The organism is Vibrio sp. R10-SG3-ISO3 (assembly GCF_059834225.1).
The window spans coordinates 1-24,777 of sequence record NZ_JCBDHE010000020.1; the positions used below are offsets into that span (position 1 = coordinate 1).

21 protein-coding genes are annotated in these 24,777 nt (G+C 48.6%); 12 read left to right on the forward strand and 9 right to left on the reverse strand.

From position 1 onward, the window contains the following. The 4 genes from AC6R1A_RS05200 to rplT all read left to right on the forward strand — a co-directional run. The coding region (locus AC6R1A_RS05200; protein WP_500646150.1) for an aminoacyl--tRNA ligase-related protein at positions 1-745 on the forward strand (745 nt) is incomplete at its 5' end. Positions 746-748: 3 nt separating this feature from the next. Next, on the forward strand, positions 749-1,300 hold the full coding sequence (gene infC, locus AC6R1A_RS05205; protein WP_334552191.1) for a translation initiation factor IF-3: 552 nt from the start codon (positions 749-751) through the stop codon (positions 1,298-1,300). 112 nt (positions 1,301-1,412) lie between these two features. Next, complete coding sequence (rpmI, locus tag AC6R1A_RS05210) at positions 1,413-1,607, forward strand: 50S ribosomal protein L35 (protein WP_140131889.1); 195 nt, start codon at positions 1,413-1,415, stop codon at positions 1,605-1,607. Between the two features lie 41 nt (positions 1,608-1,648). After that, positions 1,649-2,002: a 50S ribosomal protein L20 gene (gene rplT / locus AC6R1A_RS05215; protein WP_009841742.1), complete on the forward strand. Its 354-nt coding sequence runs from the start codon at positions 1,649-1,651 to the stop codon at positions 2,000-2,002. Positions 2,003-2,146: 144 nt separating this feature from the next. Here the strand turns inward: rplT and AC6R1A_RS05220 are convergent, their stop codons facing one another. Beyond that, positions 2,147-2,491, reverse strand: coding sequence for a DUF3316 domain-containing protein (locus AC6R1A_RS05220; protein WP_487901599.1), 345 nt, complete (start codon positions 2,489-2,491; stop codon positions 2,147-2,149). 336 nt (positions 2,492-2,827) lie between these two features. Here AC6R1A_RS05220 and AC6R1A_RS05225 point away from each other — a divergent pair, with 336 nt between their 5' ends. The 3 genes from AC6R1A_RS05225 (at position 2,828) to AC6R1A_RS05235 (ending at position 4,923) form a co-directional block, all read left to right on the forward strand. Continuing rightward, positions 2,828-3,658, forward strand: coding sequence for a DUF6279 family lipoprotein (locus AC6R1A_RS05225; protein WP_500632968.1), 831 nt, complete (start codon positions 2,828-2,830; stop codon positions 3,656-3,658). Positions 3,659-3,782: 124 nt separating this feature from the next. After that, positions 3,783-4,562: a sulfite exporter TauE/SafE family protein gene (locus tag AC6R1A_RS05230; protein WP_500632969.1), complete on the forward strand. Its 780-nt coding sequence runs from the start codon at positions 3,783-3,785 to the stop codon at positions 4,560-4,562. Positions 4,563-4,728: 166 nt separating this feature from the next. Beyond that, positions 4,729-4,923, forward strand: a complete 195-nt coding sequence (locus tag AC6R1A_RS05235; RefSeq protein ID WP_500632970.1) for a hypothetical protein — start codon at positions 4,729-4,731, stop codon at positions 4,921-4,923. A 69-nt stretch (positions 4,924-4,992) separates the two neighbouring features. On the opposite strand, the gene exaC is transcribed toward AC6R1A_RS05235, so the two are convergent. Continuing rightward, the gene (gene exaC / locus AC6R1A_RS05240; protein WP_500632971.1) at positions 4,993-6,513 is read right to left on the reverse strand and encodes an acetaldehyde dehydrogenase ExaC; all 1,521 of its coding nucleotides are present in this window, start codon (positions 6,511-6,513) and stop codon (positions 4,993-4,995) included. Between the two features lie 322 nt (positions 6,514-6,835). Between exaC and AC6R1A_RS05245 the strand changes: the two genes are divergently transcribed. Further along, entirely contained in the window at positions 6,836-8,593 is a 1,758-nt protein-coding gene (locus tag AC6R1A_RS05245) for a sigma-54-dependent Fis family transcriptional regulator (protein WP_500632972.1), read from the forward strand. A 32-nt stretch (positions 8,594-8,625) separates the two neighbouring features. On the opposite strand, the gene AC6R1A_RS05250 is transcribed toward AC6R1A_RS05245, so the two are convergent. The 4 genes from AC6R1A_RS05250 to zwf all read right to left on the reverse strand — a co-directional run bounded on the left by AC6R1A_RS05250 (position 8,626) and on the right by zwf (position 12,658). After that, the gene (locus AC6R1A_RS05250; protein WP_500632973.1) at positions 8,626-8,769 is read right to left on the reverse strand and encodes a hypothetical protein; all 144 of its coding nucleotides are present in this window, start codon (positions 8,767-8,769) and stop codon (positions 8,626-8,628) included. A gap of 184 nt (positions 8,770-8,953) precedes the next feature. Further along, complete coding sequence (gnd, locus tag AC6R1A_RS05255) at positions 8,954-10,402, reverse strand: decarboxylating NADP(+)-dependent phosphogluconate dehydrogenase (protein WP_500632974.1); 1,449 nt, start codon at positions 10,400-10,402, stop codon at positions 8,954-8,956. Between the two features lie 40 nt (positions 10,403-10,442). Beyond that, on the reverse strand, positions 10,443-11,159 hold the full coding sequence (pgl, locus tag AC6R1A_RS05260) for a 6-phosphogluconolactonase (RefSeq protein WP_500632975.1): 717 nt from the start codon (positions 11,157-11,159) through the stop codon (positions 10,443-10,445). After that, on the reverse strand, positions 11,156-12,658 hold the full coding sequence (gene zwf, locus AC6R1A_RS05265; RefSeq protein ID WP_334552192.1) for a glucose-6-phosphate dehydrogenase: 1,503 nt from the start codon (positions 12,656-12,658) through the stop codon (positions 11,156-11,158). Before zwf ends, pgl begins: the two co-directional genes overlap by 4 nt. Positions 12,659-13,082: 424 nt before the next feature. Here zwf and AC6R1A_RS05270 point away from each other — a divergent pair, with 424 nt between their 5' ends. The 3 genes from AC6R1A_RS05270 to AC6R1A_RS05280 all read left to right on the forward strand — a co-directional run bounded on the left by AC6R1A_RS05270 (position 13,083) and on the right by AC6R1A_RS05280 (position 17,211). After that, positions 13,083-14,012: a GyrI-like domain-containing protein gene (locus tag AC6R1A_RS05270; protein ID WP_500632976.1), complete on the forward strand. Its 930-nt coding sequence runs from the start codon at positions 13,083-13,085 to the stop codon at positions 14,010-14,012. A gap of 197 nt (positions 14,013-14,209) precedes the next feature. Next, positions 14,210-16,366 carry a TonB-dependent siderophore receptor gene (locus AC6R1A_RS05275; protein ID WP_500633974.1) on the forward strand — a complete coding sequence of 719 codons (2,157 nt, stop codon included), beginning with the start codon at positions 14,210-14,212 and terminating at the stop codon, positions 16,364-16,366. An 83-nt stretch (positions 16,367-16,449) separates the two neighbouring features. Continuing rightward, positions 16,450-17,211: a siderophore ferric iron reductase gene (locus AC6R1A_RS05280; protein WP_500633975.1), complete on the forward strand. Its 762-nt coding sequence runs from the start codon at positions 16,450-16,452 to the stop codon at positions 17,209-17,211. On the opposite strand, the gene AC6R1A_RS05285 is transcribed toward AC6R1A_RS05280, so the two are convergent. Both AC6R1A_RS05285 and AC6R1A_RS05290 read right to left on the reverse strand, forming a co-directional pair. After that, on the reverse strand, positions 17,208-20,096 hold the full coding sequence (locus AC6R1A_RS05285) for an HD domain-containing phosphohydrolase (protein ID WP_500633976.1): 2,889 nt from the start codon (positions 20,094-20,096) through the stop codon (positions 17,208-17,210). The genes AC6R1A_RS05280 and AC6R1A_RS05285 overlap by 4 nt on opposite strands. 139 nt (positions 20,097-20,235) lie before the next feature. After that, positions 20,236-23,127 (reverse strand): HD domain-containing phosphohydrolase, encoded by a 2,892-nt coding sequence (locus AC6R1A_RS05290; protein WP_500633977.1) that lies wholly within the window; start codon positions 23,125-23,127, stop codon positions 20,236-20,238. A gap of 159 nt (positions 23,128-23,286) precedes the next feature. On the opposite strand from AC6R1A_RS05290, the gene AC6R1A_RS05295 reads away from it, so the two are divergent. Further along, positions 23,287-23,670 carry a cytochrome b562 gene (locus AC6R1A_RS05295; RefSeq protein ID WP_500633978.1) on the forward strand — a complete coding sequence of 128 codons (384 nt, stop codon included), beginning with the start codon at positions 23,287-23,289 and terminating at the stop codon, positions 23,668-23,670. Here the strand turns inward: AC6R1A_RS05295 and AC6R1A_RS05300 are convergent. Beyond that, positions 23,667-24,590, reverse strand: coding sequence for a LysR family transcriptional regulator (locus AC6R1A_RS05300; protein ID WP_500633979.1), 924 nt, complete (start codon positions 24,588-24,590; stop codon positions 23,667-23,669). The two genes, AC6R1A_RS05295 and AC6R1A_RS05300, sit on opposite strands and share 4 nt — an antisense overlap. Between the last annotated feature and the right edge of the window lie 187 nt (positions 24,591-24,777).

Here is a 24,777-nt window from a genome sequence, read left to right on the forward strand (position 1 = left end):
AGAGGAAGTGACGGGCTGTATTAAGATGGTCTACGACACATACCAGACGTTTGGCTTCGAGAACATCGTCGTTAAACTCTCGACTCGTCCTGAAAAGCGAGTGGGATCGGATGAGATCTGGGATCAGTCGGAAGAAGCGTTGAAGCAATCTTTGCAATCGATGGACATTCCATACGAAATTCAAGAGGGCGAAGGCGCATTTTATGGTCCTAAGATCGAATTCACTCTGTATGACTGTCTTGATCGTGCATGGCAATGTGGTACGGTGCAGCTAGACTTCAACCTACCTGGCCGTCTAGGTGCCTCTTATGTGGATGAGAACAACGAACGTCAAGTTCCAGTTATGATCCACCGTGCGATTTTGGGCTCGCTTGAGCGCTTTATCGGTATTCTAATCGAAGAGTACTTTGGCTTCTTCCCAACTTGGCTATCTCCTGAGCAAGCTGTTGTCATGAATATTACGGATAAGCAGTCTGATTACGCGAAGGAAGTGGCTCAAAAACTACAAAAAGTTGGAATTAGAGCAAAAGCAGACTTGAGAAATGAGAAGATTGGCTTTAAAATCCGCGAACATACTTTAAAGCGTGTACCATACATGCTGGTTTGTGGTGACCAAGAGATGGAAGCCGGCGAAATCGCAGTACGTACTCGTAAAGGTAAAGACCTCGGTAAATTTAAAGTGGATGACTTTATTGCATACATCCAAGACGAGATCTCTACCCGTAAGCTCAATCTGGAGGAATAAACTATTAAAGGCGGAAGACGCGGCCAAGTACCGGCCAAACAAAATGCTCATCGTTTAAACGGTGAAATTCGTGGCGTTCGTGAAGTTCGTTTGACGGGTGCTGATGGCGAATCAGTGGGTGTTGTTTCTATCCAAGAAGCAGTCGCAGCTGCTGAAGAAGCAGGTATGGATTTGGTTGAAATCAGTCCAAACGCTGAGCCACCAGTATGTCGTGTAATGGACTACGGTAAATTCCTCTTTGAGAAGAGCAAATCTGCTAAAGAGCAGAAGAAAAAGCAAAAACAGGTCCAGATTAAAGAAGTAAAATTCCGTCCTGGAACTGATATTGGAGACTATCAGGTAAAACTACGCAACCTGACGCGTTTCCTTGAAGAAGGCAACAAAGTGAAGGTAACAATTCGCTTCCGTGGCCGAGAAATGGCACACCAAGACATCGGTGTTGATGTTCTCAAGCGCTTGAAAGAAGACACAGTAGAATTTGCTGTTGTGGAATCTTTCCCAAGCAGAATTGAAGGGCGTCAGATGATCATGGTTCTTGCCCCTAAGAAGAAGTAATTAACGGCTTACAAGTAATTCAACCCCGCCGTTTACCTTACGGTCAAATGGCGGGGTTTTATTCGCCCTGATTACGTGTTTATTAAACTACTACAATGCGGAGTTATTCATCATGCCTAAGATGAAAACCAACAAAGGTGCTGCTAAGCGTTTCAAGAAAACTGCTGGTGGTATTAAGTACAAGCACGCTACAAAACGTCACATCCTGACTAAGCGTACTACTAAGAACAAGCGTCAACTACGTCCTAACGCAATCCTTCCACGTTGTGAAGTGGCTGCTGTTACCCGTATGTTGCCATACGCTTAATTCTTTTTAGTTTATTTATCGTTTAGTTTAGGAGAAGCATAATGCCTCGCGTAAAACGTGGTGTACAAGCTCGTGCACGTCATAAGAAAGTTCTAAAACAAGCTAAAGGTTACTACGGAGCACGTTCACGTGTTTACCGCGTAGCTTTCCAAGCAGTTACTAAAGCTGGTCAATACGCTTACCGTGACCGTCGCGCTAAGAAGCGTCAGTTCCGTCAACTATGGATCGCTCGTATCAACGCTGCATCTCGTCAAAATGGTCTATCTTACAGCCGTTTCATCAACGGTCTTAAGAAAGCATCTATCGAGATTGACCGTAAGATCCTTGCTGACATCGCGGTATTCGACAAATCTGCATTCGCAGTACTTGTTGAAAAAGCGAAAGCAGCTCTTTAATTAGAGTTCGCTGTTAGGATTAGGAAAAGGAGAGCTTAGGCTCTCCTTTTTTATTGCCTGTCTATCGGATGCGATCTTTTGGAACAAGGCAAAACAAAACGCAGGCAAATGCCTGCGTTTTGTTGTTTCAGAGAAAGGGCGCTACTAGCTATTATTGCTTTCGCGGTACTGATATTCATAGTCGACGTTCACTAGCGCTTTATAGGCAACTTGGCCGCGTTCAGAAGCGAACTCTTCGACGGTGACCGTCATATCTTCCACTTTGATAGAAGGTAGTAGAACGTTACTTTGATGGATAGGAAGTGTACGTTTTAACTCCGATGCATCCATGGCGCGCACTTCTTCCATCAGTTTAAAGCCCGCCTCGTAAGCCATCTGCTTACTCTGATAATCACCCGTCGTCAGTGAGCGATGTGATTGTGTGGTTTGCGTTGACGCCAACACAGAAGAACTTAGGATTAACGTTGAAAGTAGAATGAGTTTTTTCATCACGGAGACTCCTTATTGGTTACCGTTGATGTCTATACTAGCGAGTGATCGATTTTGCGTCTGTCAAGGTAAGTAATTCTTATTACAGCTTGTGTAAAGAGTTTGGATACGATGCTGACGTTGGCGCAACCTAGCGTTAACAATGTCAAACTTCTATGGATTTTTGTGGTCGTATTACAGAAGTCGGTCATGGAGTGTTGAATAGAGGTGAAGGCCTTGACCGACCAATAGCAACTTTCAAGTTTGGTATTAATATTGCTTGGTTTATCACCACTGCCAGTGCGCAGTCGTGATAAACAGAATGGACATCAGCAGTGTGTTGCAAAGGAAACCGCAATGAAGAAATTTGGACTGATGCTTTTGATCGCGCTCGGTTTAGTGGGGTGCAGTACTAAGTTTGTGTACAACAATATGGATTGGTTGTTGGTACGTTACTTACAAGACTACGTTGAACTGGATGATGACCAAGAGTCCCTCGCAAGCGAGAAGATAGCCACCTTGAGCGAGTGGCACCGTGAGCAAGAGATCCCACATTATATTGAACATTTGGATGAGTTGATGGCGATTGAGCCAGCCACGTTTACTGTCGATGATCTGATCTCTGAGCAGCAGAAGCTCGAGGCGCACACGACTCGTCTGGTCGCAAAAGTGACGCCAGAACTCTACGAACTGGCCAGCCAACTGTCTGATGAGCAAGTTGAAGAGCTCATGGACAATATCCGAGTAAAGCACACCCAGTACAAAAAACGTTACCAAGACCTTTCTGAAGAAGCGATTCGGCAACGATACAAAACGCGTATAGAAGAGAATATCGAAACTTGGATCGGTGACTTAACCGATGAACAGCAGCTGATGGTTGATCAATGGGTTGCGGACATGACACTGACCAATCAAGATTGGGTCACGCATCAGACGCGTATGCGTGTTGAGCTCAATGCCTTACTTGCTGTACGTGTCGAACCTTCACTCTTCCAACCTAAACTACAATCGTTGATGGATACTCCAGACAAGCTCTATAGCGCCGATTTAGAGCAAAAAATTGCATACAACCAGCAGCTGTCGAGACGTTACCTGGTGACCATTATCAACAGCATGACCCCTGATCAGACTGCGCACTATCGACAAGAAATCCAGGAGTGGAAGGAGATTGCACTGTCAATTCGATGAACATTAACAGCGAGAAATCAATACCTTGGTCTAAGTTAGCCAACGCACAGTTTCGTTGCTCTTTACTTGGGCTCGCCTCGAAAACTGGTTAGATTATGCTTTTTGCAGCGAAGGTTGGAGTGGTATGGATTGGGCAGTGTTGTTCGTCGCTGGCGTGTTGGGGGGAATACTCAATAGCGTCGCTGGGGGAGGCAGTTTTATCACTTTTCCTGCGCTGATGTTTGTTGGCGTGCCGCCGATTGTTGCAAACGCCACCAATACCTTTGCCGCTTGCGCGGGTTATCTCAGTGGCGCCTATGGATTTCGTGAAGACATCGCTTCTGAAAAAAAACAAATGATTCGAATTGTTCTGGGCAGTCTACTCGGCGGAGCGTTAGGTGCTTGGCTGTTATTGAGTGTCTCAGAGCAGCAGTTTCTTGGTGCAATTCCGTGGCTGCTGCTGTTTGCTACCTTGCTGTTTATTTATGGTCATCACATTAGCGCATGGGCGTCACGGCTGGCGACACATCCGACTCGAGAAGTTCGACTTAAAAGCGTCATCTTGACACTGTTTTTGGTTTTCGTCGCGGCGTATGGCGGTTTCTTCAATGCAGGGCTTGGCGTGATTGTATTGAGCTACCTTGTGTTAGCAGGCTATCAAAATATTAATCAAATGAACGGTCTTAAACTGCTGATTTCCTCGGCGGTCTCTTTGGTGGCGATCGTTATTTTTGTCGCTGAAGGGGCAATAGACTGGCCTCGTGGTATAGCGGTCATGATGGGTACACTAAGCGGCGGGTATTTGGCGGCACGTGTGTCTAGGCGAGTAGCGCAGCAAACGGTGAAACGTTTCGTCGCCTTGTCTAGCTTAGCCATGACGGTGTACTTCTTTATTGATGTATATTGGCCTATCGACGAGTGGTGATGCGCTTTGTGTTGTGCTGACTGCCATGATCACATCTAAAGCTATTTTGAGCTTGTTTTAGGTTAATTTATCTCCCTTTCTGCCACTCTCTAACTGTACTCATGACGAAGCATCTGTCACCGATATCACCCAGTTTCCCCATTCCTTTCCAGTGATAGGAGGCGTTATGAGTAGAAAACTAGGTCGCGTGATGTCGAGCAGCCGTATGATCTGTTTTGTGGCTTTTCTCGCAGCGGTATTTGCATGGATTTTGAGTATGCCGGCACTGTTTACGGTGTCACTTTTAGCGCTGGTGGCTAGTGGAGTACTGTATTGGGGTGACGTGAAGAAAGCGCGTCAATCCTCAGAAAGATCATTCTAGCATTGCTCAAGTGGCCAGATAAAAATGGGCACACGCAAGTGTGCCCAGTGAAACGTCGGATGGCCTTACCTAGAAGAACCCAAGTGGATTCACGTCATAGCTGATAAGTAAGTTTTTGGTGTTTTGATAGTGATCCAACATCATTTTGTGTGTCTCACGCCCGATGCCTGATTTCTTGTAGCCTCCAAAGGCGGCGTGGGCAGGGTAGGCATGGTAGCAGTTTATCCACACTCGGCCAGCTTCGATGTGACGCCCCATACGATAGGCAAGGTTGGCATCACGTGTCCACACTCCAGCCCCCAAGCCGTAGTCCGTATCGTTGGCTATCGCGAGCGCTTCTGCTTCATCCTTGAACTTGGTGATCGCAATGACAGGGCCGAAAATTTCCTCTTGGAAGACACGCATTTTATTGTTGCCTTCAAGTAGTGTTGGTTGGATATAGTAGCCAGAGGCAATGTCGTCACTTTGCGGGGCTACTTCTCCGCCGAACACCACATTTGCCCCCTCTTGGCGGCCAATTTCCAAATAGCTCAGAATCTTGTCAAATTGCTCTTGAGAGGCCTGCGCTCCGACTTGTGTGTCCGTATCAAGCGGGTTGCCTTGTTGAATGCTCTTTGCTCGCTCTGCGACTTTGGCAATGAACTGGTCATACACGGCTTCGTGCACCAAGACACGAGAAGGGCAAGTACAGACTTCGCCCTGATTGAAGAAAGCGAGCAATGTGCCTTCTATACATTTATTTAGGTACTCATCCTCGTGTTCAAAGATGTCAGGGAAGTAGATATTGGGCGATTTACCGCCCAGCTCAACGGTGGACGGTATCAAGTTATCCGCGGCGCATTTGAGGATGTGGTTACCGACTTCTGTTGACCCCGTAAAGGCCAGTTTGGCGATTCGGTTACTGGTAGCAAGTGCTTGACCTGCTTCATTGCCGAAGCCGTTGACAACATTAATGACTCCCGCCGGGATTAAGTCACCAATTTTTTCCATCAAGAGTAAGATGGACGTGGGTGTTTGTTCTGCCGGCTTTAATACCACACAGCAGCCCGCGGCAAGCGCTGGCGCAAGTTTCCACGCCGCCATGAGCATGGGGAAGTTCCATGGGATGATTTGACCAACAACACCAATCGGCTCAGGAAAGTGATAGCTTGCGGTTGTGGCATCCAGTTCGGCGGCGCTGCCTTCTTGTGCTCGGATACAGCCAGCGAAATAGCGGAAGTGGTCGACAACCAACGGTAGATCAGCGGCCAGCGTTTCACGTACCGGTTTTCCGTTCTCCCAAGTCTCGGCCACGGCCAGTTCTTCAAGGTTAGCCTCGATGCGATCTGCGATTTTAAGCAGGATGTTGGCGCGTTCAGTGACGCTCGTGGATGCCCATGCCGAGCGAACGTGGTGCGCCGCGTCGAGTGCGAGTTCGATATCTTCGGCGGAAGAACGTGCGACTTGGCAATACACTTTGCCATTGACGGGAGAGACGTTGTCAAAGTATTCGCCGCTGACTGGTTTCACCCATTCTCCTCCGATGTAGTTGTCGTAGTGAGACTTGAAGTTCGTAAGTGAACCTTGAGTTCCGGGTTGAGCATAGATCATGTGAAGTCCTTATGTTTCTCGTTCAGATTACTGGTAGCGCTGGGCGCTATCGTTATTGTTCTGGGTAGATTGTTCATGTGTATCAAATCGGCGAAGGTACTGATCTTCGAATCTATCGCACGGTGTTTTAAACACATGGACAAGAAATACTTAGGCAAATCACAGACCAAGTGTTAAAAACTTGTTGTAAACATGTTGTCGAGCTAGAGTTTCCAATAATGTAACGGTGTTATGGGTGCGAGTTTTTTGCGCTTTGGAAAGCGGGCAGGAATGTTCAGCTGTTCCAAATTGACACATCTGATTGTTGACTATTGGAGCAGGTATGCAGCTGCGATCGATGAACACGCAAGACTGGTTGGCTTCTTCTTGGACACGCAGTAGCCATGCGGGTCTAAGAGAAGTGAGGAAGCCAGAAGACATTACGTTAAGCAAAGCGAAATTGGATGAACGTCGCTTTCAATGTCGTGAGGTCATTGAGGCGGTGGAAACCAGTGCGCTTCCTCTGTTCAATCAAGTGATGGCTCGCACAGACAGTCGTTTGATCTTGACCGATCCACAGGGCGTGATTCTCGCGACTTGGGGACAAGATAAATTTCGCGATAAATTAGCGGCCATTTCACTCGGCACAGGTTCGTGTTGGTTGGAGCATGTTAAGGGAACCAACGCCATCGGTACAGCGATCCATGAACGTCGCGCGCTCACCATCGTTGGGGAGCAACATTACATCAAACATCACCGATTCATCAGTTGTTCGGCGAGCCCACTCTTCAATCATCAAGGTACCTTGGTTGGTATCTTGGATGTCACTAGTGAGCAGAAAACCCACGATGCCACCGAGCAGTTACTGGTGCAAAATATGGTTCAGATGGTGGAAAACCGATTGTTAGCCTCTGTACCTGACGGTGCTGTGCAACTCAACTTAGCCACAGACTCTTCCTTCCTCAGTTCTGGCTGGCAAGGCATAGTGATTGCTGATGAGCGAGGTAAGGTCTTGGCCCACAACCCAGTGGCTTCACAGCTAATACGTCACTCTGGTTTAATTGGCATGTCGGTTGAGCAAGTACTTGAGCAATCACAACGCCAGCAAGGCTTAATTGTGCAACAGACGGCGCTTGGCCCCCAAACTCGGCGTAGGAAGCGCTTCAACACGGACAATTCACTTCATTATGGCGACTCTTTGGTTGAGCAGGCTTGGCAGCAAGCGAGTCGTTTATATGGCAAAGATATCAGCTTGCTAGTGCTTGGTGAGACTGGCGTGGGTAAGGGGGAGTTTGTCAAAGCGTTGCATGCTAGCAGCGTTCGGCGTTCAGCACCTTTGGTTACTGTAAATTGCGGTGCCCTCGCAAAGGAGCTCATCGAGTCTGAGCTGTTTGGTCACGCGTCGGGCGCTTTTACAGGGGCGAACAGCAAGGGCTACATCGGCAAGGTTCGGCAAGCGGACAAAGGCTGTCTGTTTTTAGATGAAATTGGCGAGATGCCTTATGAAGCTCAAAGCCGCCTGTTAACGGTATTGCAAGACAAGGTGGTTACACCTATTGGCAGTGGGGATAGTTATAAAGTCGATGTCCAAATTATCGCCGCTACCCATCAAGATTTAGCCAAGCTCGTTGAGCAAGGGCAGTTTCGTCAGGATCTGTACTATCGACTCAATGGGTTAATCATCACTTTACCGCCACTTCGAACTCGACACGACCGACGTGAGTTAATTCAAACGCTGCACCAGAAGCATGCCCAGCGGGATAACCAGCAGCTAAGCGCAAGGCTACTTGACACACTGGATGGTTATTCGTGGCCGGGAAATTTACGAGAGTTAGACAACCTACTCAAGGTGACCGCGCTTCTTAATCCGGATGAAGAGTGGCTGAGTATTGAGCATCTGCCTAGCCACTTAGCTCATGCAATGGTGTCTGAGTCTGAGAGTTGCGATGACGAGAGACAAGATTTGCAAACTGCTGTGAATAGCGCATTGCTCAATGCTTATCAAGTGTCAAAAGGTAACATCAGCCAAGTGGCGCGCAGTTTAGGTGTGAGTCGAAATACCGTTTATCGTAAGCTGAAGTTGTTGGGATTGTTAGAGTAAAAAATAAGAGCGCCGAATGGCGCTCTTATTTTTTAGCCTTGTAGCCCGCCTTGTTGTTGGGCTTGTTTTACTAGTGCCTGACGCTCAGTCTCTTTATCAGAAATTACTCTATTATTCTTGTTATTTGCTTGTTCAACATCCGATGGAACAAATACAAAGTGTTTGTTAATAGTCATAATTGAGCCCTACTAAGTAAATATTGCCACTCCAATTTAGGTGAGTGGTCAAGGTGTGACATCATCCACACTTTTTTAATTATAGGCGTAGATGAGGGGATGAGATCACCCAACCTCATCTATCAACGGGATGAGCCAACAAAAAAGGGCGCTTTCGCGCCCGATTCAATGGTTGCGCTACAGGTTACACATCGTATGTGGTCGATGCGGTATCACCGCCTGTACCTGTCCAGTTGGTGTGGAAGAACTCACCACGCTCACGGTCGATACGCTCGTAAGTGTGCGCACCGAAGTAATCACGCTGAGCTTGCAGAAGGTTCGCTGGTAGACGAGCCGTTGTGTAACCGTCTAGGAAAGATAGCGCAGAAATCGTACATGGCATTGGGATGCCTGACTCTAGAGATTTCGCTGCCACTTTACGCCATGCTGTTAGGCTGTTTTGTAGGATGTTTTTGAAGTACTCGTCAGAACCTAGGAATGCAATGTCTGGGTTCGCTTCGTACGCATCACGGATGTTGCCTAGGAATGCAGAGCGGATGATACAACCACCACGCCACATTAGTGCCACGTTTCCGTAGTTAAGATCCCAGCCGTTTTCGTTTGATGCTTCGCGCATTAGCATGAAGCCTTGAGCGTAAGAGATGATCTTAGACGCTAGTAGCGCTTGACGAAGTGCGTCAACCCACTCTTGCTTGTCGCCTTCAACCGGTGTGATTGTCTTGCCGAACAGCTTCTCAGCTTCAACACGCTGGTCTTTTAGTGCAGATAGGCAGCGAGAGAATACTGACTCAGAGATAAGTGTCAGTGGAATACCTAGGTCTAGGGCATTGATACCTGTCCACTTACCCGTACCTTTTTGGCCAGCTGTGTCTAGGATCTTCTCAACGAGAGGCTCACCGTCTTCATCTTTATAGCCAAGGATGTCAGCCGTGATTTCAACCAGGTAGCTGTCGAGCTCAGTCTTGTTCCAATCAGCGAATACAGCTTGCATCTCGTCAGCAGACATACCAAGACCGTCTTTCATGAACTGGTAAGCTTCAGTGATTAGCTGCATGTCACCGTATTCGATACCGTTGTGTACCATCTTAACAAAGTGACCAGCACCGTCGTTACCAACCCAATCACAACAAGGTTCACCAGCGTCAGTTTTTGCTGAGATACCTTGGAAGATAGGCTTAACCGCTTCCCAAGCTTCCGCAGCGCCACCAGGCATGATTGAAGGACCGAAACGTGCGCCTTCTTCACCGCCAGATACACCAGTACCGATGAAGTGAATGCCTTGCTCACGGCAGTGCGCTACGCGGCGGTTAGTGTCTGGGTAGTTAGTGTTACCACCATCGATGATGATGTCACCTTCGTCTAGAAGTGGGATTAGGTTGTCGATGAAAGTGTCAACAACGTCACCAGCACGAACCATCAGCATCACTTTACGTGGCGTTTCGAGTTTCTCAACCAACTCTTCAAGTGAGTAAGCACCAATAATGTTGGTACCCTTCGCTGGGCCTTCTAGAAACTCGTCTACTTTCGCAGCAGTACGGTTGTGAGCCACCACTTTAAAGCCGTGGTCGTTCATGTTGAGGATAAGGTTTTGACCCATTACCGCTAGGCCAATAACACCGATATCACCTTTCATTATTTCTCTCCAATATGTTCTCGTTGGACGAGCAACCGCGTTATGCGATTTTCGCCGCTGCGTCAGAATCTAAGTACCACTCCGTCTCACCCGCTTTCGACTGAATTTTCGCCGCGGGGTAAGGCAGTTCGCTTGCTGGAGTGGTGTGAATTTCGTGCACGATATCAACTTTACCTGAGCCAAGAACGAGGTAGCTGATTCGTTTTGCTGCTTCTAGCACTTTAGCGGTTTTTGACACGCGTAGTTGGCCAGATTCAGGATGAGAAGCGACAACAGACAAGTTCTCATCCGCATAGTTGGTTTGACCCGGGAATAAAGAGGCAGTGTGGCCGTCGGCGCCAACACCCAATAGAATCCAATCAAACACGGGCGTACCGTGTTCACACGGGATAACCTCTGCCATCTCGTTGGCAAAGCGCAGCGCTTCCTGCTCGGCGTCATTTTCGCCGCGAATACGGTGGATGTTTTCAGCAGGTAGGTTCACTTTGCTAAATAGCAAAGCATTTGCTTCACCGTAGTTGCTTTCCGCGTCATCCGGTGCAACGCAGCGTTCGTCTCCCCACCAGAAGTGGAGGTTTTGCCAAGCGATGGTATCCGCGTATGGGGCCTGGGCCAACAGGTTAAACAGCATCTTAGGTGTGCTGCCGCCGGAAAGTGAAATGTGAACAGGTCGGCCAAGCTCGCTGTACGATTTCATATCGTTGGCAAGGCTTTCTACCACCTGCTGCGCGGTTGAGTGGATCTTGTGATTGATCATAGTTCGCAGTAGTCCGTATCTGTCAGGTTTTTACATGGGAAGCGCCATGCACGGTTGTTTCGTGCTAACAAGTCATCAGACTCTTTTGGCCCCCAAGTACCACAAGCGTAACCAAACAGTGCTTGTGGATCTTGTTTGAAGTCGAGAATCGGTTGAACGTACTTCCAACACGCTTCAACCGCATCGCTACGGGCAAATAGAGTAGCATCTCCATTTAAGGCATCAAGCAGAAGACGCTCATAAGCCGTCAGCATTTGGGTCTCTTGCAGGTCGGCGTAGTGGAAGTTCATTTTCACTTCTTTCGCTTTAAAGCCTGCGCCTGGCTCTTTGAGACCAAAGCTCATCTGAATGCCTTCGTCAGGCTGAATTCGAATGATGAGTTTGTTTTCTGGTGCATTTTGACCAAATACAGGATGCGGCGTCTGTTTAAAGTGAATGACCACTTCAGTCACGCGAGTAGGAAGGCGTTTGCCCGTACGTACGTAAAAAGGCACACCATTCCAGCGCCAGTTGTTGATGTAAGCTTTTAGACCAATGTAGGTTTCCGTGCGCGAGTCGTCGGCAACGCCATTTTCTTCGCGGTAACCCAATAGGTGCTGGCCACGGACTTCAGACGCCGTGTACTGACCCAACACCAAATCATTGCGCAGTGCGTCTTCGTCTAACGGTTTGAGACACTGCAGAACTTTCACCACTTCATCACGCATGGAATCAGCATTGATTTGTGCTGGCGGCTCCATCCCTACCATCGCTAACACTTGCAGCAGGTGGTTTTGGAACATATCACGCACAGCGCCAGAGCCATCGTAATAGCCACCACGTTCTTCAACACCGAGAAACTCGGCGCCAGTGATCTCGACGTAGTCAATAAAGTTGCGGTTCCACAAGGGTTCGAACATCGCATTAGAGAAGCGGAACACCAGTAGGTTTTGTACCGTCTCTTTTCCTAGGTAGTGGTCAATGCGGTAAATCTGGTGCTCTTGAAAATGTTCGTGGATCTCTTTGTCCAGCTTTTGCGCAGACTCTAGGTCATAGCCGAATGGCTTTTCGATGATCAAGCGTTTCCAGCCGTCTTCTTCATTGTTCAACCCATGTTCAGCAAGGCTGGCTGGGATGACACTGTATAAACTTGGCGGTGTCGCAAGGTAGAAGAGCGTATTGCGTTGCTCGAACTGGTACTGGTTGGAAAGGTCATCCAGACGAGAGACCAATTTGCTGTAATCGGTGCTGTCTGAGGTATTGATCGCTTGGTAATGAAGATGGTTGATGAAGGCATCGAGCGTCTCTGGAACCGTCTTTTCCATCTCTTGTAGAGAGCGCTTCAACTTATCACGGTACGATTCATCACTGTATTCAGTACGACTTACACCCAAAATGGCAAAGTTCTCTGGAAGCTGCTTGTTCGCATACAGGTGGTATAACGCGGGGATCAGCTTACGGTATGTTAAATCTCCCGAAGCACCAAAAATCACGATGCTGCTGTTTTCTGGTATTACCATCATCTTTCCTTTAGAAACAAGGGTCTTAAATCTGTTGCGCCAAATTATCAGCGCAGCGAATAAATAGAAAATCGGTGCTACCTATCATCACAATAGGGAGTGCCACTTACTTTCTAGGCGTTTGAAACGGCAGGGTATTGTCTACGACAATTTGACATACATCAACTATTGAGAAGGCAATCGATTAATATTTGTCAGACTAATTTATTAAATAATTGAATAAGCAGAAAAAAGAACAGTAACCGGTAAGGCGGCGTTCGCTATGAGCTCGAAAACGATTGCGCAAAAACCAAACAGAGCGGACCAAGAGGTGATGAGATTAAGAGTCAGGTTGACTATGGTCATTTGGGCGAGCTTGAGCACATATTTGCAGCGCTCATAGAATGTGAGACACTTCGCGAACCAGGCATTGAAAAGATGAGCGATGAGCAGCGACAGCAAGCAAGATAAATCGATGGCCGTATTTCAGCGGATCAGTAAGGTGTTGGATTACATTCACCACCACATCGAAGATCCGATGACGCTGGATGAGTTGGCTCAGCAGAGTTGCTGGTCACGTTGGCAGTTGCAACGCGTTTTTCAAAACGAGACGGGCACGACAGTGGCCAATTATGTGCGAGAGCTAAAGCTCAGCGAAGCGGCTGAACGTTTGCTCGATGGTGAGGATAAGGTCATTGATATCGGCTATGCGCTCGGTTTTGGCTCGGAAGTCAGCTTTAGCCGCGCGTTTAAACACAAGTTTGGCGTCAGTCCAAGAGCGTATCGGCAGGCAGGTAAACGCACAGGGTTAAGAAAGCCTCTTCAGTTTTCCTCGGATAGAGATACAGCGTATCAGTTTGGCAATCAGGCTGCGTTTGTCCATATTCGAGTCGAATCTAAGCCCGCATTTTATGTTCGCGGCAGTCACGGTCACATCAGTGGGTTGTTTTCACCGCAGCCCAACTTCGCCACGCAAGTCCCACTGTTGTGGCAGCAGCTTGAACAGGCGCTGCCAGACTCCACTGACCAATGGCAGAGGGTAGGGGTGGTCGACACTCAGCACGCTCAATTTGATGCCGCGCCACTGACTTATTGGGCAGGGGTTGAGCTTTGCGATGCGCGGCAAATTCCAGATAGGGCGCACTCATCTACGTTGAGTACTCTGTCCGTTCCGGCTCAAACTTATGCGGTAGTCACACATAAAGGTTCGATTCGTGGGCTACCGGACACCCTAGAGTGGTTTATTCTCAATTGGTTACCTAGCTCAAACTACCGCGGCGTTGATGGCTTTGAACTGGAAGTGTATCCAGCTCACTATTACTCTGAATCGCCAAGTGCAGAAATGGAGTATTGGTTGCCAATCGAGTTGCGATAAGGCGCAGTCCGCTGACTTCCACTCCTTTTTCTCTTTTTCCCTCCTCCGACTGAATTGCGCGCTCGCAGCGAATAAAACACTGCCAAACAAAAGTCGGTGACTTTGCACCAAATTGTTAACTTTTACCCAATTAAAAAATTTAGAATGCAAATGATATTAATTCTTATTAAGATAAGGCATGGGTAATTGAGGACAATATGCAATCTATCACTCACTTTCAGCGCTCGACATTGACGTTGGCGCTCATTTCAGCGTTTTCTTCGCCCCTTTACGCTGCCGAAGGCGGAGACGCTTCAACGATGGACACCATCACCGTTCTGGGCGAAGCGTATCGTAACACGGCCACTAAAACTGCGTTAGAACCAGAGGAAACCCCGCAAGGGATCACCACGATTGAATCAGAGCAGTTGGAGCAACGCGGTGTCAAATCCTTGAATCAGGCGCTCCGATACGCCCCTGGCGTCGTCACAGAGAAAAAAGGGGCGTCGGTCACTATGTACGACACCTTCTCGATTCGTGGTTTTGCCAACAGTGAGAGCTATTATGATGGGCTTAAGCTTCCCTATCTAACAGGATGGAACTTGCAACCACAAATCGATCCTATTGCACTGCAACAGGTGGAAATTTTCAAAGGCCCTACCTCTGTGTTGTACGGTTCCATGCCGCCGGGCGGGATGGTGAATATGATTGCTAAATCGCCGCAGCAGCAGAGCCAAACGCGTTTGAGTGTCGCGACAGGAACCAGAAACCTGATGGAAACCTCGCTCGATACGACGGGTCAAATCGGTGAGAGTGATGTCTCTTATCGTTTGGTGGCCCTTGCTCGTAAACGAGACAGTCAAGTCGATAATGCAGAGGAAGAGCGCTACGTGATTGCACCGTCGATTGATTGGCAAGCTAGCGAGCGGACGTTAATTAACCTCAACTTGTACTACCAAAAAGATCCGAACATGGGGATCAACTCAGCGCTGCCCGCGTCGGGAATGATTGACAGCAACGCCAACGGTTCAACGTCACCGTCCACCTCGGCAGGCGATGTCAATTGGAGTCAGTTTGAGCGTGAAGTGTTTATGCTCGGTTATAAAGTCAATCACGACATTAACCATCAATGGACCTTCCTACAAAACGCACGCTACGCCGATGCCTCCCTATATCAGGAAAATACCTACCACAGAGCCACGAGTTTCGATGCGTCCACTGGCGCTATGAGCCGAAACATTTACGATACGGACGAATCATCGCAGTCATTTGTGATTGACAACCAATTGTCTGGCTTAGTGACGGTCGGGCAGGCTCAGCACAACCTGCTGTTTGGCATCGATTACCTCAAACTCAAAGGGGACTCCGTCTATCGTGAATACGCTGCAAACGCCGAGTTCTATGGATTCAATGTTTTTCGCCCCAACAACGCGCTGTTAGACAGAAACGCGTTGACAGAGGTGTATGACGAAACCCACAAGATTGAGACCGAACAACTGGGCTTCTACCTTCAAGACCAAGTTCGATTGGGCGATTGGGTACTGCTGGCGGGTGGACGCTATGATCGCTTCGAATCGAGTGACCGCAAAACCAGCACCACTGGGAGCGACACCGTCGATACGGCTGACCACCACCAATTTTCTTATCGCGTTGGGGCGTTGTATGAGTTTGACAATGGCCTTTCCCCGTTTGCGAGTTTTGCAACCAGTTTTGAGCCTGCCTCAGGCACAGACATCGACGGTAATGCGCTTGAACCTCAGCTCGGTGAGCAAGTTGAGGTCGGGGTTAAGTACCAATCACACGATGGCGCGCAGAGCATGACTGCGTCTTACTTCCACATTACTAAGCAAGATGCGGTCTCTTATGACCCTAATGACCCTAGCTACCGCGCGAAGATTCAGCTAGGAGAAGTGCGTTCTCAGGGCCTTGAGCTAGAAGGCCGCTGGTTGGTCACAAGCGCTTGGGATCTTAATGCGGGCTACACCTACATGGATATGGAAGTGACAGAGGATGTCGACAGTGCCTTAGTGGGAACGACGCCGATTTACGTGCTAGAGCACACGGCCAATCTATGGACAAATTACTATTTGTACGATGGCCCGTTGGCCGGCGCGCGTGTTGGCGGGGGTGTTCGTTATGTCGGTGCGATGCAAAGAGATGCGTATAACACCGGCGAAAAAGTACCCGCTTATACCTTGGTGGATCTCTCTTTGGGGTATGATCTTGGCGCAATGAGTGAGTCACTTAACGGCGCCGTGGCCAATCTAGTTGTGAACAACCTCTTTGATGAAGAGAGTTACACCTGCTATGACGACGCGAACTGCTGGTACGGTGAAGAGCGCTCGATTGAACTCAATGTGAATTACGAGTTCTGACCGAGTTATTCCACGTTCTGGCTAACGGTGAGTTAAATTTAACAGTACTAAGCAGCCCAATTGGGCTGCTTTTGAACCAAGAGATGAATGCAAAATTGAATGCCTTAGGCAGCAGCGCGGTGGATATTGAATCGCTCGATCCCTTTTTCCATGCGCTTTTTGAGAACTGCAAACACGTCACGCCCTTGTTAGATGGCAAGGTGAGTGTACCTGAGTGCGAGCAACTGTTGCCCCAACAAACAGAGCAGAATCGACGTCTGCTCAGTGCGCTATATCAAAGGCTGAGTGAGCAACACACAAGCGCTGGAAATGGCTACTGGATAACCCGAACCTGGGATTTGGTGTGTTGGCAGCCAATGTTTGTGGCATTTGTTGCCGTCTACGCGTGTCGAGGGGTACCTAGATTTGACTCGATGGCACAAACCGTTGATGGGTATTGGGTCGCGGGATTTTCATTTGAGACCCAAGCGCATCAACATGGCGAGTTACCTAAATTGATTTCGCTTGCGGGGCGCACCTTGTCGGCGTTGTTTGAGGTTTACCGCCAAGACATTGAGTCATTTACCCGAATTAGACCGGGGTTTACCCAATCGCTGATGAGTGATGCACTGCTCAACTGTCTGGTTAAATTGTCACATTTTGAGCCGACTTTAACCTTGGAGGAAGCCAAAACACACGCTGAGTTATGGTTGGCGGCGTTTCAATTACGCCCTAGAGCGGCGCAGCAACTCTATTTGGATGATGATGGAGCGCTGAATATGCATCGCATCAGTTGCTGCCAGGTCTACAAATGCGAAAGCGGCAGCTATTGCGATAACTGCCCCAAGCGCGCGCGATCCCGCTAAGCGAGTTCGCTAAGGTACGCTTTGACTTTTTGAATGTGCCCCTTTCTGTCAAACTCGCTATGTTGCGAGGCAGGAAGGTAGTGATTTGCGTAGTACTGGTCCACTTCGTGCTCCAAAAACAGCAAGTACAGCTGCGGGTCAATATGCCCGCTAGTCGCCATCGATGTCATGATCTTGATTGACTCATCGAGTGTTTTGCCTTTTTTGTAAGGTCTGTCTGAAGAGGTAAGCGCTTCGAATACGTCCGCAATGGCCATCACGCGAGCCGGAATCGACAACTCCTCCCCCTTAAGCCCCAATGGATAACCTTTGCCATCTATTCTCTCGTGGTGTCCTCCGGCAATCTCTGGCACCTGTTTCAAATGATCGGGATAGGGGAGGCGATTGAGCATGTTGATGGTTTGAATCACGTGATCGTTAATCAAAAAGCGCTCGTCGTCATTCAAGGTGCCGCGCTTGATAGACAAGTTATACAGCTCACCCTGGTTAAACTTCAGCTCCCCAGGCTCAAGGACAAAGTCTTTTGACCAATGCTGCTTTGGATCGACGCCTTCACCCCAACTCACTTTGTGTACTTGCTTGTCTGCGAGCAGTTTTTCTTTGGTGGGCAGTGGCGTTCTAGGGCCCGCGCGATCTTTCTCAATCCAAGAGATACCCAATTGGTCATCGAGCGTGCGAGTCCACTCCTTATCGGCGATGCGCTCTAGCCTCGCGACCGCGTCGTCGGTCATAAACTCACTGCCTAAATTGCACTGTGCGACAAACTCAAAGTCATCATCAAGCTCGCGAAGGGTTCGCTCTAGCTGCGCTTGTGCCTCGGCAATCTCAACGCCGTTCGCAATGCTCTGCCAATATTCGGTGTTGGCGTCGGATTTGAGGAGCTCAAAGCGCATGCGAATCTCGTGGATGCGGTCGTAAATGGTTTCAAGTTTTGTGGCTTTGTCGACCACGTATTCTGGGGTGGTGACTTTCCCACAATCGTGCAGCCAAGCCGCAAGATGAAGCGCCTCCCATTGGTCGTCTTCCATCTTAAATTCGGGGAAATAGCGGCCGTCGTTGTGGGCCACTTTCGTCAGGACATTCGCCAGTTCAGGAATGCGTTGGCAGTGACTGCCCGTGTAAGGGGATTTGGTATCAATCGCCGAGGCAATTAGAGAGATAAAGCCATTGAGCATCTCTTTTTGCTGCTCAATTTGGGTGATGTTTTCTTTGGCAATTTCAGCAAAACTGAGCAGTTCTTTTAAGAAGGCGTGTTTGTCGCTCTGCTCGGCGGTGATGCGTCGTTCATAACCGAGCAGTAACAGCCCGACCAGTTTTTTATTTTTGTTGTGAATGGGGAATAGATAAATGTCCGAAGTGTAGAGACGATTGGCGATGCCCTGCAGCGCTGCTTGGTGGCGCTGTAAGTGGACGATCTGGCCTTGATCTAGCTTGGCTTTTAGCCCGTCAATCGCATGAATAAAGGCGTTGATCTCTAATTTAAACGGGATGATGGATGTGCTGGTTGCCAGTTCGAAATCGTCTTCACTGTTACTTTTACTGGTAAAGAGCACAACGCTTTCGGCTTTAGTCAGCTGATAGCTCTGTTTACACAGAGTTTTTGATAGAAGCGCGAAATCTCGGTTACTGGCCGTGTCACGCAGTAAGGTCAACATGTCATGTAGCGTGTGCTCCATCAATTGGATAGAGGCCGTTAAGTTCGAGACCTCTTTGATGATGCTGGAGGGATAGCGCGTTTTTTTAAACTCAAAACGGGTGATATTACTGGTCAGGGTAATGAGCGTTTTCAGTGGCGTCGAAATTTTTTGCGAGACAAACCAGATGATACACAGGCTCATGACCAGCATCATGATCGCCACTTGAATTTGCTTGTCTCGCATCGAAATCAATGAACCTAGCAGGTCATCGTGCGGGGTCGCTTCCGCTAATCGAAGTTTGATGTCTTTATTAAGCATCACAGGGACAAGTGTTATCGACCATTCAAGGCCCTCACTCTCTACTGTTTTATACACCACGCCATCGGAGAAGCGGTTGAATATTGGGTCAAACACGGTTTCTCGGATAGTGTCGTGAACCTCCTCGTACCGGCTGGATTGTTCTGGGAATACGGTACCGAGATTGTGATGAGCAAGCACGTTGAACTTTCGATCAAATAGTATGAGTTTAGTATGTTCAGAGAGCGCCATTGAATGCAACTTTCGCGACAGTGAATCTAGGGTAAAGTCGGCACCGATGACAAACTGGCCATTAGCGGATCGCCTTGAAAGCGTCACACCGGTGGTTTTGAGTTCATAGAAAAAGTACGGCTCAGTCAACTGAATCGCGCCATCTTGGCGGGTGTTTTTAAACCAAGGACGAACGCGTGGATCAAATTGGTTATCCTGTTTAAGACGCTCAGTCAGTATCTTGAGGGATGAATCAAGGAAGTAGAGGTTGTTTTTTCCATCGACACCCATCTCATGAACCATCACTTTCGCATGGCTTGGTGCGCCAAAGCGCTCTGCGTCTGCTGCGTCCTTAAAAAGGCGGATGACGTTCATATCACCCTCTTGACTGGCATAGTACATCCCCACCATCTCAGGGTTTTTCTCGAACGTCCTCACCAGAGAGGCAATCAAGCCGCGATTTTGGTGCAACGCCATACCTCGATTGAGGCTATCGCCATTGGCAATAAAATCTAACGAAGTAAAAATCGGTGCAGTGGCACTTTCAAATGTGATTTCGAGCTTTGCGCTGTTTTCGTTGGACAGCTCTTCGGCGCTCTTGTTGAGCAGCCCTTGTGAATGTTGGTAACTGGTGAACACCAGGATGACCGCAGCGATTGACGTCAGTGCCAAAAAGAGACTGGTGATGTGAATGGTCAGAGAATATCGGCGTTTCTTCATTCAATTTATCCGCTTAAATACAATACCTTATATAGCTCTAGCGTAGACCTATATTGGAGTTCCTGCTTCAAAACTGCGTTTTGTAGGTAATGATTCGTCGTGCCAGATCTCATTTTGTAGTGAAGTACGCCGTGCCCTATCAGAGAGACGCTTTGATGTAGGCTTTCACCTTCTGAATATGCGCCTCACGATCAAACTCACTGATTTGTGAAGGGTGGAGGTAGGCGCTGGCGTATTCTTGATCGATCTGGTGCTCTAAAAACAGCAGATAAAGCTTAGGATCGATATGACCGCTGGTGGCCATCGAGGTCATGATATTGATCGACTCGTCCAGCGTTTTGCCTTTTTTATAAGGTCGGTCGGATGAGGTCAACGCCTCGAAGACATCGGCAATTGCCATCACCCGAGCAGGCACGGAGAGCTGCTCGCCCGTCAAGCCAAGTGGATAGCCTTTACCGTCCATTCGCTCATGGTGTCCACCGGCAATTTCAGGCACTTGTTGCAAGTGTTCTGGGTAGGGCAGACGGTTCAGCATAGTGATGGTTTGTATGATGTGATCGTTGATGATGAAGCGCTCTTCATCGTTGAGCGTGCCTCGGCGAATGGATAAGTTGAACAGCTCGCCACGATTGTATTTGAGCTCGCCGGGATCGAGAATGAACGCTTGTGCCCACTGATCTTTCGGGTTGACGTCAACACCCCAGCCCACCTTATGTACGGGCTTATCGGCGAGCAGTTTCTCTTTGATGGGCAGTGGCGTAGGATCTCCCGCGCGTTCGCGTTCTATCCAGGAGGTACCGGCTTGATCATCTAAGGTACGTACCCATTCGATTTGCGCGATCTGCTCCAAGCGCTCAATCGCTTCGTCGGTCATGGATTCTCCACCTAAGTTGCACTCTGCGACGAAGTAGAAATCGTCATCCAATTGCTGGTGGCGCTGAGCCAATATGTGTTCTGCCTTTTCTTTCTCCTCACCATCGAGAATCGATTGCAAGCAGTCAACTTCAGCCTGCACTTTCAATAGCTCAAAACGCATTCTCACTTCATGGATACGGTCATAGATGGTTTCGAGCTTGGTGGCTTTATCGACCACATATTCTGGCGTGGTCACTTTGCCACAATCATGCAACCAAGCGGCGAGATTAAGCGCTTCCCATTGATCTTTGCCCATTGAAAAATCGGCAAAATAGCGTTTGTCTTTGTCTGCCACTTTGGTCAACAAGTTTGCCAGTGTCGGGATGCGCTGACAGTGTCCGCCTGTATAAGGCGACTTTGTATCGATAGCCGATGCAATCAGGGCGACAAACGCATTGAGCATCTCTTTTTGTTGCTCCATCTGCGTGATGTTTTCTTTGGCAATTTCGGCAAAGCTTAACAGCTCTTTTAAAAACGCATGTTTATCACTCTGTTCAGGGGGGATGGGGCGTTCGTACCCCAACAACAAAATGCCGACCAATTTCTTGTTTTTGTTGTGCATTGGGAAGAAATAGATATCGGTGTTAAACAGTGATTCGCTGTATTTTGCGATGGCGTTGTCACCACGGGTGAGATGGATAATTTCGCCTTTCTCTAAGTCTTTCTGCATCCAGGGGGTGTTAGAGAGGAACTCGTTGATATCGACTTTGAACGGGATAATCGCGTGATTGGCGGCAATCGAGAAGGAAGCGTCCTTGTTGTCCAGTGTGTAGAGCACGATGGTTTCCGCTTTGGTGACCATATAGCTTTGGTGAGTAATGGTCTTTGCCAGCAAGGAAAAATCTCGGTTACTGGCCGTTTCACGCAGTAGACGAAGTAAGTCATGCAGAGTATGTTCCATCAGCTCAATGGATTTGGTGAGATTGGATACCTCTTTGATCACACTCTTTGGGTAGCGGGTCTTTTTAAAGTCGAAACGTGCGATGTTGCTGGTCAGTGTGACCAGCGTCAACAATGGATTGGTAATGCGTTTAGACACGAGCCAGATGACCACAAAACTGACAATCAGCATAAAAATCGCCACTTGTACTTGTCTGTCTCGCATCGAAAGCAGCGAAGCAAGAATATCATGTTGTGGGATGGCTTCGGCAAGCAGCAGTCGCGTCTGGTTGTTTAACTCGACGGGAGTTAAGGTCACGGACCAATCAATACCGCCGTTTTCGAGCGCCTCATAGATGATTTGCGATGACACACGGCCCAGCACTGGCGCAAACACACTCTGTTCCAGTACGCCGTTGATATCAGATTGAGTGACGGAGTCGCTTAGGTCGGGCAACGTTACTTCTAATTGGTGGTGCGCTAAGACATTGAATTGGCTATCGAGTAACAGCAGGCGTGTTTGTTCAGAATACCCCATGGTGCTGACTTGTTGAGAGAGGGAGTCTAGAGTGAAATCCGCGCCAACAACAAATTGGCCGTCGGGCGATCTTCGTGACAACGTCACGCCACTGGTTTTGAGAAAGTAAAAAAAATAGGGTTCCGTTAAGCGAATATCACCGTCTGAGCTTGCGTTGACAAACCAAGGTCTCACTCGAGGATCAAAATCGTTGTCATTGTTTTCAATCGATTGGAGCAGCACATGGCGACCATTTAAGAAATGGACATCGTTTTTACCGCTAACGGCCATCGAGTTAATCATCAATGTTGCTTTATCAGGGGCATCAAAACGCTCACGGTCCGCGATGGTGCGAAGTGGGCGAAGGACATTGAGATCTCCCTGTTCGCTGGCGTAATACAAGGCGACCAATTCTGGGTTGCGCTGAAAGATGATCGCGAGGGAAGCGATGAATCGGGTTTGGTCAATCGGTGCGTCGGCCGACTCAATTACGTCACTCATCGACATGAAATCTAACGTGGTCAGGATAGGCCCTGCGCGATTTTGGAAGGTGGTTTCCAATTTGGCGCCATTTTCACTGCTGAGCTCCTTGGCGCTCTCGGTTAACAAGTCTTGAGAGTGCTTGTAGCTGATACCGATAAGTACCGCGCCCACGAGCGTGGTCAACACCAAAAACAGACTCGTAATGTGGATGGACAGTGAATAGCGGCGTCGACTCATGAAGTTCCCTCTATAAGAATTCTCTTAAGTATTAGCCAATCTGCGAAACATGCAAAAAAACGTCGTGAGTTTACTCATTTATAACTCGCAACACTTTTCCTATTTCACCCCTTAATCCATCGCTTACAATGGCGTTTTGAATCCAATAAGTAGAATAAAATGAGAAAGTTAATAGCAGCGATGAGTTTGCTGGTCGCGTGCCAAGTTTGGGCCTCGGGCGGCGACCTTAAGGCCGTGATGAAGCAGATGAAAGTGGAGTTTCGTCACGCGGCGCAAGCCAGTGATGTAGTCGAGATGCAAACTGCGGTTGGGGCGCTCAATTCGCTGGTGGAGCAAGCTAAGCAAGGCGAGTACCCACCCGAGAAAGTGGAGGTGTACCAAGAAGGTTTTCAAGCGCTATCTCAAGCGCTTGGAGAGGTACAGCAGTCATTGGAAGGTGGCGATCTTGCTCGCGCTAAGACGCAGTTGAAACGCGTTGACGAGCTTCGCATCGAATATCACGACAAACGCAATCCAAGCATCTGGAGTAAGTTGTTTGGCTAACGCGCTAATTTCTCTTTCAGTGCGTCGCTGACATAATCGATGAATGCCCGCAACCTCGCGGGCATATACTTGGTTTGCGGGTATTGCATCGCCACCGCGCCATGGTAGTTACTCTTTATCGTCCACTCGGGCAGCACCGCGATGACCTCACCACATTCAATTGCATCCGCGATGACGAAATCGTGAAAAATCCCGATTCCAATCCCTTGTTTGACCCCATTTAAACGCATTTGTGAATGATTGACGGCGTAGCGTCCGCTCACGGCAACGGAGTGGTATTCGTCCTCTTTGAAGAAATCCCAAATGTGGTCTTTGTCGGTTTCAGCCAAATAGAGACAGCTGTGGTTCGCGAGCTCAGTGGGGTGCGTCGGCACGCCATGAGCGCTGAGATAGTCCGGGCTCGCGCACAATTGTAGGTGTGTTTTCCCCATCTCTTTGAGGACCAAATTCTCATCCGGTTTGTCGGTCAGTTTGAAAGCGATGTCAATGCGATCGCGCAATAAGTCTATTTCGCCATCGGCGGCGCGCAGTTTGAGCTGAATATCGGGGTAGGCTTTTAAAAAGGGCGTCACAAAGGGTTGCAAGACCGAGTTAAGAAACGCCTCTGGCGCCGCGACCACAAGTGGCCCTGTGGGCTCACTGTGATCAGAGCTCGACAAGTCCACCGCCTGGCGAGCGGCATTGACCATCACAATCGCTTGGTCATAAACCTGTTGCCCTGTAGGTGTGATGATCAATGAGCGTGTGGTTCTCTCAAACAGCTTGGTCGAGAGTGATTTTTCTAGCCTAGTCACCAATTTACTGAGCGCAGAAGGGGTGACGCCAAGTTGCTTGGCGGCCGCGGTGAAGCTGCCTTCCTCGACAACAAGAATAAACGAAGCTAAATCGGGCAGTAGTGTCAGTAGTCGGGTATCAAACAAGATCAAGAACTCGGTGTAACAGTGATGAAGACTAGTGTATCAGAGCGTGATTGGGCGCTAAACCAACAGAGTTCACAAAACCGCCTTATCTGTGCCCTAGAGGCAAAAATGTTTTTCCGTGCCTATGGATAATGGAAGTGAAGACGATGGATTACACTTAGCCTAACCATAACGCGAAAGGAAACAG

Coding starts and splice junctions, on each gene's coding strand:
- zwf (WP_334552192.1), bottom strand. CDS start 12,658: ATGGTAATACCAGAAAACAGCAGCATCGTGATTTTTGGTGCTTCGGGA.
- AC6R1A_RS05250 (WP_500632973.1), bottom strand. CDS start 8,769: ATGACTATTAACAAACACTTTGTATTTGTTCCATCGGATGTTGAACAA.
- AC6R1A_RS05290 (WP_500633977.1), bottom strand. CDS start 23,127: ATGAGTCGACGCCGCTATTCACTGTCCATCCACATTACGAGTCTGTTT.
- rplT (WP_009841742.1), top strand. CDS start 1,649: ATGCCTCGCGTAAAACGTGGTGTACAAGCTCGTGCACGTCATAAGAAA.
- AC6R1A_RS05245 (WP_500632972.1), top strand. CDS start 6,836: ATGCAGCTGCGATCGATGAACACGCAAGACTGGTTGGCTTCTTCTTGG.
- AC6R1A_RS05235 (WP_500632970.1), top strand. CDS start 4,729: ATGAGTAGAAAACTAGGTCGCGTGATGTCGAGCAGCCGTATGATCTGT.
- AC6R1A_RS05220 (WP_487901599.1), bottom strand. CDS start 2,491: ATGAAAAAACTCATTCTACTTTCAACGTTAATCCTAAGTTCTTCTGTG.
- exaC (WP_500632971.1), bottom strand. CDS start 6,513: ATGATCTATGCTCAACCCGGAACTCAAGGTTCACTTACGAACTTCAAG.
- AC6R1A_RS05295 (WP_500633978.1), top strand. CDS start 23,287: ATGAGAAAGTTAATAGCAGCGATGAGTTTGCTGGTCGCGTGCCAAGTT.
- rpmI (WP_140131889.1), top strand. CDS start 1,413: ATGCCTAAGATGAAAACCAACAAAGGTGCTGCTAAGCGTTTCAAGAAA.
- gnd (WP_500632974.1), bottom strand. CDS start 10,402: ATGAAAGGTGATATCGGTGTTATTGGCCTAGCGGTAATGGGTCAAAAC.
- AC6R1A_RS05270 (WP_500632976.1), top strand. CDS start 13,083: ATGAGCAGCGACAGCAAGCAAGATAAATCGATGGCCGTATTTCAGCGG.
- AC6R1A_RS05275 (WP_500633974.1), top strand. CDS start 14,210: ATGCAATCTATCACTCACTTTCAGCGCTCGACATTGACGTTGGCGCTC.
- AC6R1A_RS05225 (WP_500632968.1), top strand. CDS start 2,828: ATGAAGAAATTTGGACTGATGCTTTTGATCGCGCTCGGTTTAGTGGGG.
- pgl (WP_500632975.1), bottom strand. CDS start 11,159: ATGATCAATCACAAGATCCACTCAACCGCGCAGCAGGTGGTAGAAAGC.
- AC6R1A_RS05280 (WP_500633975.1), top strand. CDS start 16,450: ATGAATGCAAAATTGAATGCCTTAGGCAGCAGCGCGGTGGATATTGAA.
- AC6R1A_RS05285 (WP_500633976.1), bottom strand. CDS start 20,096: ATGAAGAAACGCCGATATTCTCTGACCATTCACATCACCAGTCTCTTT.
- AC6R1A_RS05230 (WP_500632969.1), top strand. CDS start 3,783: ATGGATTGGGCAGTGTTGTTCGTCGCTGGCGTGTTGGGGGGAATACTC.